Raw genomic sequence first — 13966 nt, forward strand, 5'->3', positions numbered from 1 at the left:
TGGGCGCGGGCGGGGACGGCCGGGGTCGCCCCGGCGACGGGCGTGCCCGGCGCGGCGCTTTCGGGCGAGACGATCGCGCTGCAGATCGGCACCAGCCACTTTGCGACCGGGGGGCGTTCGGCGCACGCGGTCACCGTCAACGGTACGCTGCCCGCCCCGCTCCTTCGCCTGCGCGAAGGCCAGCGCGTGCGCATCGCGGTGACCAACACGCTTGCCGAACAAAGCTCGATCCACTGGCATGGGCTGCTGGTGCCTTTCCAGATGGACGGGGTGCCCGGCGTCAGCTTTCCCGGCATCGATCCGGGCGAGACCTTCCACTACGATTTCACGCTGCGCCATTCGGGCACGTTCTGGTATCACAGCCATTCCGGGATGCAGGAGGCGATGGGGCTGTTCGGGCCGATCGTGATCGATCCGGCGGGCGCCGATCCGATCTCCAGCGAGCGTGAGCACATTCTCGTCCTGTCCGACTGGAGCCCGCTGCACCCGCACGAGCAGCTGCGCCGGCTCAAGATGATGGGCGGCTTCTTCAACCATCAGAAGCAGACGCTGGCCGGACTGCTTGCAGGCAAGGACCAGTCGGTCGCCGACCGGCTGGCCTGGGCTGAGATGCGCATGGACGCGACCGACATTTCGGACGTGACCGGGGCGACCTACAGCTATCTCGTCAACGGTCATGGCACGGCGGAGAACTGGACCGGGCTGTTCCGGCCGGGCGAGCGCGTGCGCCTCAGGGTCATCAACGCCTCGGCGATGACCAATTTCAATTTCCGCATTCCCGGCCTGCCGCTCACCGTGGTCGCCGCCGACGGCAACCGCGTCCAGCCGGTTGAAACCGACGAGGTCCAGATCGCGATCGCCGAAACCTACGATTTCCTGATCGAGCCGGGCGCGGCGCAAAGTTACGCCATCATCGCCGAGGCGATCGACCGTTCGGGCCAGGTGCGCGCCACGCTGGCGCAGCAGCCGGGGCTGGTCGCCCCCGTCCCGGCGCTGCGCGAACGCCCGCTCCTGACCATGCGCGACATGGGCATGGACATGTCGGGCATGGACATGGGCGAGGGCGGCGAGATCGATCTCAGCAAGCCGGCCAATTCGAGCATGGAGGGCCATTCCATGTCGATGCGCGATCCGTCGGTCGCGCCGGGCGTTGCGATGGGGCCGGGGGTGGCGACGCTTTCGCCGATGCCGGTCGACCGGCTGGCCGACCGGCCGACCGGGCTCGAGACGGTGGACCACCGCGTGCTGACCTATGCCCAGCTGCGCGCGCTCGATCCCAACCCCGACCCGCGCACGCCCTCGCGCGCGATCGACGTGCATCTGACCGCGAACATGGAACGCTACATGTGGTCCATGGACGGGGAGGCGTTTTCGGAAAATCCCGCGCCGATCCCCTTCCGCCATGGCGAGCGGGTGCGGGTCAATCTCATCAACGATACCATGATGCCGCACCCGATCCACCTGCACGGCCACTTCTTCGAACTGGTCAGCGGTGAGCCGGGGCACCGGCCGCGCAAGCACACCGTCAACGTTCTGCCCGGCGGCAAAGTGGCGTTCGATCTCACCGCCGATGCCGAGGGGGACTGGGCGTTCCACTGCCACATGCTGCTCCACATGCACACCGGGATGATGCGCATCGTGACCGTGCGCCGCGAAGGAGCCGAGGCATGAGCGCGCGCCGCACCCGGTTCGCACGCCTGCTGGCGGGCGTGATGGCGGCCGCTCTGGCCGCGCATGGGCCGCAGGCCGGAGCGCAGGAGACCGCCGCTTCCGATCCGGCCGACCACCAGGATCATGCGGACCATGCCATGATGCCGATGCCGCCATCGGATGCGGCGACGCCGGCCGTACCGACGCCAGAGCACGACATGGCCGGGATGGACATGGCGGGGCACGCGGAACACGCCGGGGATGGTGCGGTGGCCGACCAGCCCGGCACCGCGCCCGCACCACCGGTTCCGCGCGATCATGCGGCCGATGCGGTGTTTGCGGCCGACGTGATGGCCGCTTCGCGCGCGGCGCTCTATCGCGGGGCTGGCTTCTCGACGTTCGCGCTCCAGATCGATCGGCTCGAATACCGCACGACCGGAAGCGGGAAGGGCGGCTTCGGCTGGGAAGGGCAGGCCTGGTATGGCGGCGACATCGACCGCATCGTGCTCGACAGCACCGGCGAGGGTTCGTTCGGCGAGCGGGCCGAGCGGCTCGAGCTGGCGACTTACTGGCGCCACGCGCTCGACCCCTGGTACAACCTCGAAGTGGGCGTGCGCCACGACTTTCGCACGGGTTCGGGCTCGGGTCCGCAGCGCACTTACGCCCTTGTCGGGATCGAGGGTCTGGCGCCTTACTGGTTCGAGATCGAGGCGCAGATGCTGGTTTCCGAGCAAGGCGACGTGCACACCCGCGCGACCATCGGCAATGACCAGCGCCTGACACAGAACCTCGTGCTCGAGCCCGAGGCCGAGTTCGACTTCGCCTATCAGGACGTGCCCGAAATCGGCGTTGGTGCCGGGTTCGAGCGGATCGAGCTGGGCGCGCGGCTGCGCTACGACGCGAACCGGGCGCTGGCCCCTTATGTGGGGATCAACTGGGAAAGGAAGCTGGCCGGAACCGCCCGTTATGCCCGCCTCGCGGGCGAAGATCCGGCGCAGCTCACCGCCGTCGTCGGTATCCGCGCGCTGTTCTGACCGCGCCTTTCCCGGCGTGGCCGCGCCTTGGTTTCAGCCGAACGCGGCGAGGATCTGGCGCTGCATCTGCGCTGGACCGAGCAGCGCGTGCCGGGCGCTGGCGCCGGGCAGGATCGCCAGGGTCAGGAACACGCCGCGCAGGAAATAGCCAAAGCGCACGGCGGCCTGATGCGGATCGGGCGCGCCAGCCTTTTCGAACAGCGCGGCATCGAATGTCTCGCGCGTGTCGAACGAGGCTTCGAGCAGCCGCGCCGTCGCCGGGTCGCGGCTGGCCAGCAGGAAGCATTCGTAGCGGGCAAGCCGGGCCTCTTGCGGCATCCGGGTGACCACGTCCTCAATGAGGCCGAGATAGAATTGCGCCAGCTGGCCCGGCGTCAGCGGGCCTGGTGCGGCGAGCATGGCCCCGGCCATCGTCTCGAAGCGCGCCCGGTCGCTGGCAAAGAGCGCGCGCACGGCGGCCTCGACCAGATCGGCGCGGCGGCGAAAGTAGGCCGAGCTGGTGCCTTCGCCGTAACCCAGGTGGCGATCCACCGCGCGGTGGGTCAGGCCCCGGCTGCCGTGCGTCCCCAGGATGGTGAGTGCGGCGCGCGCGATCGCGGCGCGCCGGTCCTCGCCCGAGGAAGCCGGATCGGGCGCGGGCACCGCCGCGACAACGCCGGGCACAGCGGCCATCAATCGGCGTAGCGATCGGGGTAGTGGAGGCGCAGGTCCTCGCTGTAGCTGCCCAGCGGATAGGGCAGCATCTGCGCGTTCCAGGCGTCCCATTCGAGCCGCAGGGCGCGCAGTCTTGCGGGCTGGTCGAGCGCGTGATCGGCCTGCTCGTGCGCGTCGGCGGCCAGATCGAACAAGTGCTCCTTGCCGCCCAGCCGCAGGTATTTCCAGTTGCCCTGGCGGATCGCGGCCTGGTCGTTCGCCTTGTAGCGCCAGTAGAGCGTGCGCGCGAAGCTGGGCGCGGCGCCGGTCAGCTGGGCGCTGAGGTCGACCCCGTCGAACCGGCCCGCGCGCGCCACGTCGCCGCCCGCCATGGTCAGGAAGGTGGGCAGGTAGTCCATGCTCATCATCGTCTGGTCGCACGTCGAACCGGGCGCGATCCGGCCCGGCCAGCGCATCACCACGGGCACGCGGACACCCCCTTCGAGCAGCTCGCCCTTGTGCCCGACATAGGGCCAGGTCTGGCTGAAGCGCTCGCCACCGTTGTCGCTGGTGAACACGACGACGGTGTTGTCCGCCTGCCCCGTGCGTTCGAGCGCGGCGAGCACTTTGGCGACGTTCTGGTCCATCGCCTCGACCATTTCCTTGTACTTGGCAAGGCTGCCACCGGCGTAGTCGAACGAACTGTCGAGGCTCTGCGCCAGGGCGGCGTCCTCGCGGCCTTCCCAGGGCCAGTGCGGGCTGGTGAAGTGCAGGCTGATGAGGAAGGGCCTGTTGCCCGCGTTCTCGCCCGCCTGCTCGATCGTGCGCACGGCCTCGTCGCCGAACAGGTCGGTCGCGTAGCCGTCCACCGTGACCGGGGTGTCGCCGCGGGCAAGGCCCATGCCCACTTCCTTGCCGCCGACCACGATCTTGTGGCGGAAATAGTCCGCCGCGCCTTCGACGACGCCGAAGAATTCGTCATAGCCGTGCTGGAGCGGGCCTTCCTTGGGCGGTTCGCCCAGATGCCACTTGCCGATGAGCTTGGTCGCATAGCCGCGATCGCGCAGCACCGAGGCGAGCGTGGGGCGATCGCGGGGGACACCGATCCCCGCCGGTGCGCCGGGGCCGAGCGGTTCCTCGAGGCCGATGGGAAAGCGGTACTGGTAGCAGCCGGTCAGCAGCGCGGTGCGCGTGGGCGAACAGATCGGGGCGTTGGCGTAGGCCTGGTCGAGCTGCACGCCGTCGCGCGCCAGACTGTCGATCGCCGGGGTTTTGATATGGCTCGATCCGGTGCAGGACAGATCAGCGTAGCCCAGATCGTCGGCCATGATGAAGACGAAGTTCGGACGCACGGCCGGGGGGCGGGCCACGGCGCGCAGCGAGGTGCTGGCCAGCAGCGAGGCCATGGTGCCCAGTCCGGCGAGCACGTCTCGGCGGTTGGTGCTCATGAGGCGGATGGCCGGCGGATCATGAAGGTCTGGAACATGGTTTTCTCTCTCCCGTCGGGGCGCATTTGTCCGCGCCTTCGTGCGAAATTTCTACAGCTGTAGAAGGCGGCGTCCAATCGATCGCGCGGATGGGCGACTATCGATTTGCTGGAAGACTGATCCGGGGGGCGAGGGTGCACCGGCGAAGACGCTTCGGGCACCGCCCCGGTCCCTTCAACGCCCGCCGGGGACTCCTTGCATGCACCGGCGAACGGACAAGGCCCATAACATGAAGGCATGGATGATGCCGATAGCGGGGCTTTCGCCGCGCCGCCTTGCGGCCAATATCGAAAGCGCCCCGTCCACCGAAAGGCCTGCCCATGTCGAACGCCATTGCCACGGTTTCCCTGCGCGGAACGCTTGCGGAAAAGCTCGAGGCCGCCGCCGCGGCCGGTTTCGACAGCGTCGAGATCTTCGAGAACGATCTCATCGGCTCCGCGCTGCGCCCGGCCGAAGTGCGCGCGCGCATGGCGGACCTGGGCATTCACTGTTCGCTCTACCAGCCGTTCCGTGATTTCGAGGGGATGCCCGGCGATTTGCGCCAGCGCGCGATGGACCGGGCCGAGCGCAAGTTCGACCTGATGGGCGAACTGGGCACCGACCGCATCCTGGTCTGCTCGAACTGTTCGCCCCACGCGCTGGGCGATCGCGCGCGCATCGTCGCGGACTTCGCCGAACTGGGCGAGCGGGCCAAGGCGCGCGGCATCCTCGTGGGCTACGAGGCGCTGGCCTGGGGGCGCCACGTCAACGACCACCGCGAGGTCTGGTCGATCGTCGAGGCGGTCGACCATCCCAACGTGGGCATCATCCTCGACAGCTTCCACTCGCTTTCGCGCAAGATCCCGAGCGAAAGCATCGCGGCGATCCGGGGTGACAAGATCGTCTACGTCCAGCTCGCCGATGCGCCCCTGCTCGACATGGACCGGCTCTACTGGAGCCGCCACTTCCGCAACCTGCCGGGGCAGGGCGGCTTCGATCTGGCGCGCTACGTCGCCGAGATCCTGCGCACCGGTTACACCGGCCCGCTTTCGCTCGAGATCTTCAACGACCGTTTTCGCTCGATGTCCTCGCGGCTGGTGGCGCAAGACGGGCACCGCGCGCTCGAATATGTGCGCGACGCCGCGCAGCGCGTGCTGGGCACGGCCACGACGATGCCCGCGCCGCAGCCCCCGCTCGGCGCCGAATTCGTCGAGTTCACCGCCGAGGGGGCGAATGTCGCGCGGCTGGGCGAGACGTTCGCCTCGCTCGGCTTCGACGAGGTCGGCCGCCACCACACCAAGCAGGTGACGCGCTGGCGGCAGGGCAACGTCAACCTCGTCATCAACGCCGAGCCCAAGGGTTTCGCGCGCTCCTACCGTATCGTCCACGGGACCGCGATCTGCGCGATCGGGGTGCGGGTGAAGGACGCGGACGCGGTGATGCGCCGCGCCGCCGCGCTCGGTATCCGCGCCTACAGCCCCGAAGGCCGCCCCGGCCGTCTCGCGATGCCCGCGCTGCGCGGGGTGGGCGGGAGCCTGGTCTATCTGGTCGAGGAGGATGGTTCGCAGGCGCTCTGGGCCGACGAGTTCGAGGCCCTGCCCGCGACGGCGCCAGAAGACCCCGCGGCGGCGCCCGAAAACCCGGCGGGGATGGGGGAGATCGACCATCTCGCCGCGGTCGTGCTCAACGACGAATTCCTCTCCTGGCAGCTTTATTGGCGCGCGCTGTTCGGGCTCGAAGGGCGCGATGCCAACGACGTGATCGACCCTTCGGGGCTGGTCCTCAGCCAGGCGCTGCAATCGCCCGACGGGGGCTTTCGTCTGACCCTCAACGCCACCGATGCGNGGGGCTGGTCCTCAGCCAGGCGCTGCAATCGCCCGACGGGGGCTTTCGTCTGACCCTCAACGCCACCGATGCGCGCGAGACGCTGTCCTCGCGCTTTCTGGCGCAGGGCATGGGCGGGGGCTTCCAGCATGTCGCGCTGTCCTGCGCCGATGCGCTGGCCAGCGCGCGCACGCTGCGCGCGAAGGGGGCGAGCCTGTTGTCGATCCCGGACAACTATTACGACGATCTCGACGCGCGATTCGCGTTTGATGCGGAAACGCTGGGCGAAATGGCCGCCTGCGGTGTTCTTTACGACGAGGATGCGGCGGGACAGGCCTACCGCCAGTTCTACAGCCGGGCCTTCGACAAGCTGTTCTTCTTCGAATTCGTCGAGCGCCGCTCCGGCTACGCCGGGTACGGCGCGCCCAACGCGGGTGTGCGGCTGGCCGCGCAAAGCCGCTACCGCGAGCCCGAGACCGTCGCCGAATAGGCCGGCCCTTGCCCGGCGCCGTCGATGCGCGCGGTTATCCTCTGGGCAGGTGGAGCAGGACCGAGCGGGCGATTTCCTCGAAGGTCTCGCCGATGCTCGGGCGCGCGGCGATGGTGTTGCGGCTGATGTAGACCGGCAGCACGCCGGGTGCGTCGAATTCCAGAAAGCGCACCGCGTTGCCGTGTCCCTGCATCGCGGTGAAGCTGTCGACGAGCGCGATGCCCATGCCGTTGGCCACGAACGAGACCGCCGTCTCGGCAAAGCGCACGTAGGTCGCGACGTCGAGCTCCTCGCCCTGTTCGGCGTACATCTGCGCGATGATCCGCCCGTGCGGGGTGTCGCTGCGGAACGACTGGATACGCTCGCCGCGAATGTCGGCGAGCGTGATCCGTTCACGCCCGGCGAGGCGGTGGTCGGCGGGCACCGCGCAGAGCATCCGCCCCGCGCCGATGCGGCTTGACAGCACGTTGGGATGGTCGACCGGGAACACCGTGAGCGCGTAGTCGCCGCGCTGGAGGGCGAGGTAGTCGCCCGCCTGCTCGACCGAGAGGATGTCGAACTGGAGCGTCAGTTCGGGGTAGTCGCGCAGCAGCCGGGCGAGCATCTGCGGCACGATCGAGTGGCCGAGCGAGGGCGAGGAGCCGACGCGGAAGGTCCGGTCGGTGCCCTTGGCCAGGCGCTGGACGACGTGGTCGAGATCGGCGATGCCCTTGAACACGTGTTCGATCTCCTCGAACAGCGCGCGCGCTTCCTGCGTCGGGACGAGGCGGCCGCGGGTGCGGTCGAACAGGCGAAAGCGCAGCCGGTCCTCCATGTGCGCGAGCATCCGGCTGAGGCCGGGCTGCGAGGTGCCCAGCATCCGCGCGGCGCCGCTCACCGTCTTGGTGATCATGACCGCGCGGAAGATCTCGATTTGCCTCAGCGTCAACATGGCGCGGGACTACCACGTCGTCCCCGCAGAGCAAAATGCGGGTCGATTGCGGGTGCGGGCGCAGGTGCGGGCGGGGATTCATACGAAAATACTATGGCCGTGGGGGAGCCTCTGTCTCGAATTCCAACGCGGCCCTCGCCTAATGGGGCTGCTGCGTAAACCGCGCGTCACGCCGTGTGCGATGCGGGCATGCAGGAGCTTTTACCCATGCAGGACATCCTCTGGATCGGCCTGACCCTCGCCTTGCTGGCGGCAAGCCTTGGCTATGTCGCGCTGTGCGACAAGGCCTGAGGGGACCACGATCATGACCTTCGACCTCTGGCTGGCGGGCATCGTCGCGCTTGGCCTTCTCATCTATCTCGTCGCCGTGCTCGCGCGGCCCGAGCGCTTCTAGGATCCGCGCCATGACCACGCAGGGCTGGCTGTTCATCGCCACCTTCCTCGGGCTTGTGCTCGCCATCACCAAACCGATGGGGATCTGGCTCCACGCGCTCTACCAGGGGCGTCGAACGCCGCTGCACCGGGTGCTGGGCGGGGTCGAGCGCGGGTTCTATGCCCTTTGCGGCATCGATCCCGATCAGGACCAGTCCTGGCGCTGCTACGCGGTGCACATGCTGGTGTTCAACCTGGCGCTCGCGCTGCTGACGTACCTGGTCCTGCGGCTTCAGGGCGTCCTGCCGATCAACCGCCTCGCCTATCCCGGCATGGCGGCGGACGGGGCGTTCAACACGGCGGTCAGCTTCACCACCAACACCAACTGGCAGTGGTATTCGGGCGAAGCGACGCTGAGCAATTTCACCCAGATGTTCGCGCTGACGCTCCAGAACTTCCTCTCGGCGGCGACCGGCATCGCGCTGGCCTTTGCCTGTTTTCGCGGCTTTGCGCGGCGCAGCGCGACGGGGATCGGCAATTTCTGGGCCGACCTCACCCGCGTCACGCTCTATCTCCTGCTGCCGGTCTGCGTCGTCTATGCGCTCTACCTGATCGCCAGCGGCGTGCCGCAGACCCTGGCCGCCTCGGTGCAGGTGGTCACGCTCGAAGGCGCGCACCAGACGCTCGCGCTGGGCCCGGTGGCCTCGCAGGAAGCGATCAAGATGCTCGGCACCAACGGGGGCGGCTTCTTCAACGCCAATTCGGCGCACCCCTTCGAAAATCCGAGCGCGCTGACCGATCTGGTGCAGATGCTCTCGATCTTCGCGATCGGCGCGGGGCTGACCTGGTGCTTTGGCAAGGCGGTGGGCAACACCCGGCAGGGCTGGGCGATCCTTGCCGCGATGCTGACGATCTTCCTTGCCGGGGTGGCGATCGTCTACTGGCAGGAAGCGGCGGGCAACCCGCTCCTCCACCAGCTCGGCGTTTCGGGCGGCAATATGGAGGGCAAGGAAGTCCGCTTCGGGATCGTGGGTTCCGCGCTGTTCTCGGTCATCACGACGGCGGCGTCGTGCGGGGCGGTCAACGCCATGCACGACAGTTTCACCGCGCTCGGCGGACTGGTTGCGATGTTCAACATCCAGCTTGGCGAAGTCGTGATCGGCGGCGTGGGCGCGGGCATCTACGGGTTCCTGCTGTTTGCTCTCCTGGCGGTGTTCGTCGCGGGGCTGATGGTGGGGCGCACGCCCGAATACGTCGGCAAGAAGATCGAGGCGCGCGAGGTCAAGCTGGCGGTGCTGGCGATCGCGGTGCTTCCGCTCGTGATCCTGTGTGGAACGGCGCTGGCCTCGGTGCTGCCCGAAGGCCTGGCCGGGCCGCTCAACAAGGGGCCGCACGGCTTTTCGGAGATTCTCTACGGCTTCTCGAGCGCGGTGGGCAACAACGGTTCGGCCTTCGCCGGGCTGTCCTCGGGCACGCCGTTCTACAACGGCCTGTTCGCTGTCGCGATGTGGCTGGGGCGCTATTTCGTCATCATTCCCATGCTGGCGATCGCGGGCAGCCTTGCCGCCAAGCGGTACACCCCGGCGACTTCGGGCAGTTTCCCGACCACCGGCCCGCTCTGGGTCGGGCTGCTGATCGGCATCGTGCTGATCGTGGGCGGCCTGACGTTCCTTCCCGGTCTCGCGCTTGGTCCCATCGCCGATCATCTGGCGATGGTGCGCGGCCAGCTTTTCTAAGGCGCCTTCATCATGGCACGTAAGCACGAACAATCGCTGTTCACGGCAGACCTCATCGCACCGGCGATCGGCGATGCCTTGCGCAAGCTCCACCCGCGCGACCTCGTGCGCAATCCGGTGATGTTCACCACGGCGACGGTCGCGCTGCTGCTGACGGTGCTGCTGGTCGCCGGGCACGACAGCCTCGCGGTGGGCTTCAAGCTGCAACTCGTGGTCTGGCTCTGGCTGACGGTGCTGTTCGGCACTTTCGCCGAAGCGCTGGCCGAAGGGCGGGGCAAGGCGCAGGCGGCCAGCCTGCGCGCGGCCAAGGCGAAACTGACCGCCAAGCGCCTGATGGGCGAGGGGGCGGCCTGGGAAGCGGTCGCGGCCGCGACGCTCAGGCAGGGGGACCTCGTGCTGGTGCAGACCGGCGATCTCATCCCGGCCGACGGCGAGGTGATCGCCGGTGTCGCCTCGGTCAACGAGGCCGCGATCACCGGCGAAAGCGCGCCGGTGATCCGCGAGGCGGGCGGGGACCGTTCGGCGGTGACCGCCGGTACGCGGGTCATCTCGGACGAGATCGCGGTGCGGGTGACGGCCCATCCGGGGCAGGGCTTTCTCGACCGCATGATCGCGCTGGTCGAAGGCGCCGAACGGCACAAGACCCCGAACGAGATCGCGCTGACCCTGCTGCTCACCGGCCTTACCATCATCTTCCTGATCGCCGTCGCGACGATACCGGGCTTTGCGCGCTACGCCAACGGGAGCATTCCCGTCGCGATCCTCGCCGCGCTGCTCATCACGCTCATCCCGACGACCATCGCCGCGCTGCTTTCCGCGATCGGCATTGCGGGCATGGACCGCCTGGTGCGCTTCAACGTGCTCGCCAAGTCGGGCCGCGCGGTCGAGGCGGCGGGCGACATCGACGTGCTTCTGCTCGACAAGACCGGCACGATCACCGTGGGCGATCGCCAGGCGAGCGAATTTCGCCCCGTGAGCGGCGTATCGCCGGACGAACTGGCCGAGGCCGCGCTGGTGGCCAGTCTGGCCGACGAAACCCCCGAAGGGCGCTCGATCGTGGTGCTCGCGCGGGAGGCCTTCGGGCAGACCGCGCGCGCGCTGCCCGAAGGGGCGCAGGTCATTCCCTTTACCGCGCAGACGCGCATCTCCGGGGTCAGGGTCGGCGCGCGCGTGATCCAGAAGGGGGCCGTCCAGGCGATTCTCAAGGCCAACCCGCAGGCCAGCGAAACGGCTGCGGCGACCGAGCTGGCGCGCGTGACCGAGGAGATCGGACGGGCCGGCGGCACCCCGCTGGCGGTGGCCGTCGACGGCCGCCTGCTCGGCGCGATCTTCCTCAAGGATATCGTCAAGGCGGGCATTCGCGAGCGCTTTGGCGAACTGCGCGCCATGGGCATCCGCACGGTGATGATCACCGGCGACAACCCGCTCACCGCCGCGGCGATCGCGGCGGAAGCGGGGGTGGACGATTTCCTCGCCGAGGCGACCCCGGAGGACAAGCTCGCGCTCATCCGCAAGGAGCAGCAGGGCGGGCGCCTGGTGGCGATGTGCGGGGACGGCACCAACGATGCCCCCGCGCTGGCGCAGGCCGATGTCGGGGTGGCGATGAACACGGGCACGCAGGCCGCGCGCGAGGCGGGCAACATGGTCGATCTCGACAGCGATCCGACCAAGCTGATCGAGGTCGTCGGGCTGGGTAAGCAACTGCTCATGACGCGCGGTGCGCTGACCACGTTTTCGGTCGCCAACGACGTGGCCAAGTACTTCGCGATCATCCCGGCGATGTTCGTCGCGCTCTATCCGGGGCTTGGCGTGCTCGACGTGATGCGGCTGGCCAGCCCCGAGAGCGCGATCCTCTCGGCGATCGTCTTCAACGCGCTGATCATCCCCTGCCTCGTGCCGCTCGCGCTGCGGGGGGTGGCCTGCAAGCCGATGGCGGCCGGGCCGCTGCTGGCGCGCAATCTGACGATCTACGGGCTCGGCGGCCTGCTCGCCCCGTTCGCCGGCATCAAGCTCATCGACCTTGCCGTCAGCGGCCTGGGTCTTGCCTGAGGAGAAGGCATCATGAAGAACGACATTCTCTCGTCGCTGCGCCCGGCTCTGGTCATGACCGTGCTCTTCGCGCTGCTGCTGGGCCTGGCCTATCCGCTGGCCATGACCGGCCTTGGCCAGACGCTGTTTCCGGTGCAGGCCGACGGAAGCCTGGTGCGCGCGAACGGCACGGTGATCGGCTCGAGGCTGGTCGGACAGGCGTTTACCGCAAGCGGCTATTTCCACCCCCGCCCTTCGGCTCCGGGGGAGGGGTATGATGGCCTGGCCTCGGGCGGGTCGAACCTGGGCCCGGCGTCCAAGGCGCTGCACCAACGTGTCGCGGGCCAGGTTGCGGCGCTGGAGCAAGCGCAGCCGGGCCAGCCCATCCCGGTGGATCTGGTCACTGCCTCGGGATCGGGGCTCGATCCCGACATCTCGCCCGAAGCGGCCCGCTATCAGGTCGCGCGCGTGGCGAAGGCCCGCGCGATGAATCCGGCGCTGGTGCGCGGCCTCGTCGAAGCGGCGATCGAGCGGCCCCTGCTGGGATTTATCGGGGAAGCCCACGTAAATGTGTTCGAACTCAATCGACGGCTGGACGCACTTCCCGCTAAGCCTGCGGCGTGAGCGAACCGGATCGTCCCTTGCCCGAAGCCCTTTTGCGCGCCGCCGCGCAGGAGGGCCGTGGCCGCCTCAAGATCTTCCTGGGCGCCGCTCCGGGGGTCGGCAAGACCTGGGCCATGCTCACGCAGGGGCACCAGCGCCGGGCGCGCGGCGTCGACGTGGTGGTCGGCGTGGTCGAGACGCATGGCCGGCGCGAGACCGAGGCGCTCGTCGAGGGGCACGAAGTCATTGCCCGGCGCACCGTCGATCACGCCGGCCACAGCCTTGGCGAAATGGACATCGACGCGATCCTCGAGCGGCGCCCCGCGCTGGTGCTGGTCGACGAACTGGCACACACCAACGCCCCCGGCAGCCGCCACCCCAAGCGCTACCAGGACGTCGAGGAATTGCTCGATGAGGGTATCGACGTGTTTTCGACGCTCAACATCCAGCATGTCGAAAGCCTCAACGACGTGGTCGCCTCGTTCACGCGGGTGCGGGTGCGCGAGACGGTTCCCGATTCGATCCTCGAGCAGGCCGAGATCGAGGTCGTCGACATTCCCCCCGACGAACTGATCGAGCGGCTCCGCGCGGGCAAGGTCTATATCCCGCACGAAGCGACCCGCGCGCTCGGGCACTTCTTCTCCAAGTCCAACCTCACCGCCTTGCGCGAGCTGGCGCTGCGCCGCGCGGCGCAGGCGGTCGATGCGCAGATGCTCGAACACGTTCGCGCGCACGCGCTGGCGGGCAGCTTCGCGGTGGGCGAGCGGATCGTCGTGGCGGTCAGCGAACACCCCCAGGCGGCGGGTCTGGTGCGCGCGGGCAAGCGCATGGCCGATGCGCTCAAGGCCCCCTGGAGCGTGGTCCATATCGCGACCCAGCGCGACACGGCGCTGCGCGACGAGGACCGCCATCACCTGTCCGAAACGCTGGCGCTCGCCTCGCGGCTGGGCGCCACGACGGCGAGCATTCCGGCCTCGGGCGTCGCTGAAGGGCTGGTCGCCTTCGCCCGCGAGGCGCGCGCGACGCAGGTCATCCTGGGCAAGACGCAGCGCAGCTGGTGGTTCGAATGGCGGCACGGTTCGGTGGTCGACCGGCTGGTGCGTTCGATCGGAGAGGTCGCCATCCATGTCCTCCCCTCGGCCGCACCCGCCGCGCGCCCGCGCACGGGGGCCTCGGGCGCGGGACGTTCGGCCGTGCCC

The 13966-nt window shown here is 68.8% G+C and carries 12 protein-coding genes; 9 read left to right on the forward strand and 3 right to left on the reverse strand.

Annotation, left to right across the window (positions count from 1 at the left end):
• Both MTR62_RS17135 and MTR62_RS17140 read left to right on the forward strand, forming a co-directional pair.
• On the forward strand, positions 1-1671 hold a 1671-nt coding region (locus MTR62_RS17135), incomplete at its 5' end, for a copper resistance system multicopper oxidase (RefSeq protein WP_244023193.1).
• Positions 1668-2684: a copper resistance protein B gene (locus MTR62_RS17140; protein WP_244023195.1), complete on the forward strand. Its 1017-nt coding sequence runs from the start codon at positions 1668-1670 to the stop codon at positions 2682-2684. The genes MTR62_RS17135 and MTR62_RS17140, both read left to right, overlap by 4 nt.
• 33 nt (positions 2685-2717) lie before the next feature.
• On the opposite strand, the gene MTR62_RS17145 is transcribed toward MTR62_RS17140, so the two are convergent.
• Together MTR62_RS17145 and MTR62_RS17150 are read right to left on the reverse strand one after the other, a co-directional pair.
• Entirely contained in the window at positions 2718-3356 is a 639-nt protein-coding gene (locus MTR62_RS17145) for a TetR/AcrR family transcriptional regulator (RefSeq protein ID WP_244023198.1), read from the reverse strand.
• Positions 3356-4765: a sulfatase family protein gene (locus MTR62_RS17150; protein ID WP_244023200.1), complete on the reverse strand. Its 1410-nt coding sequence runs from the start codon at positions 4763-4765 to the stop codon at positions 3356-3358. The genes MTR62_RS17145 and MTR62_RS17150 overlap by 1 nt, the downstream gene beginning before the upstream one ends.
• A gap of 359 nt (positions 4766-5124) precedes the next feature.
• On the opposite strand from MTR62_RS17150, the gene MTR62_RS17155 reads away from it, so the two are divergent.
• Together MTR62_RS17155 and MTR62_RS17160 are read left to right on the forward strand one after the other, a co-directional pair.
• A complete protein-coding gene (locus MTR62_RS17155; RefSeq protein WP_244023202.1) occupies positions 5125-6681 on the forward strand; it encodes a sugar phosphate isomerase/epimerase and 4-hydroxyphenylpyruvate domain-containing protein in 1557 nt (518 codons plus the stop codon).
• A gap of 56 nt (positions 6682-6737) precedes the next feature.
• On the forward strand, positions 6738-7097 hold the full coding sequence (locus MTR62_RS17160; RefSeq protein ID WP_244023205.1) for a hypothetical protein: 360 nt from the start codon (positions 6738-6740) through the stop codon (positions 7095-7097).
• A gap of 34 nt (positions 7098-7131) precedes the next feature.
• Here the strand turns inward: MTR62_RS17160 and MTR62_RS17165 are convergent, their stop codons facing one another.
• Positions 7132-8028, reverse strand: coding sequence for a LysR family transcriptional regulator (locus MTR62_RS17165; RefSeq protein ID WP_244023206.1), 897 nt, complete (start codon positions 8026-8028; stop codon positions 7132-7134).
• Positions 8029-8332: 304 nt separating this feature from the next.
• Between MTR62_RS17165 and kdpF the strand changes: the two genes are divergently transcribed.
• The 5 genes from kdpF to MTR62_RS17190 form a co-directional block, all read left to right on the forward strand.
• Positions 8333-8422, forward strand: a complete 90-nt coding sequence (gene kdpF / locus MTR62_RS17170; RefSeq protein ID WP_244023208.1) for a K(+)-transporting ATPase subunit F — start codon at positions 8333-8335, stop codon at positions 8420-8422.
• Positions 8423-8432: 10 nt separating this feature from the next.
• Entirely contained in the window at positions 8433-10136 is a 1704-nt protein-coding gene (gene kdpA / locus MTR62_RS17175) for a potassium-transporting ATPase subunit KdpA (protein WP_244023210.1), read from the forward strand.
• A gap of 12 nt (positions 10137-10148) precedes the next feature.
• Positions 10149-12185: a potassium-transporting ATPase subunit KdpB gene (gene kdpB, locus MTR62_RS17180; RefSeq protein ID WP_244023212.1), complete on the forward strand. Its 2037-nt coding sequence runs from the start codon at positions 10149-10151 to the stop codon at positions 12183-12185.
• Between the two features lie 12 nt (positions 12186-12197).
• Positions 12198-12788: a potassium-transporting ATPase subunit KdpC gene (gene kdpC, locus MTR62_RS17185; protein ID WP_244023214.1), complete on the forward strand. Its 591-nt coding sequence runs from the start codon at positions 12198-12200 to the stop codon at positions 12786-12788.
• The coding region (locus tag MTR62_RS17190) for a sensor protein KdpD (protein ID WP_244023216.1) at positions 12785-13966 on the forward strand (1182 nt) is incomplete at its 3' end. The genes kdpC and MTR62_RS17190, both read left to right, overlap by 4 nt.

This window comes from Novosphingobium organovorum (genome assembly GCF_022832435.1).
GTDB classification, from domain to species: Bacteria; Pseudomonadota; Alphaproteobacteria; order Sphingomonadales; family Sphingomonadaceae; genus Novosphingobium; species Novosphingobium organovorum.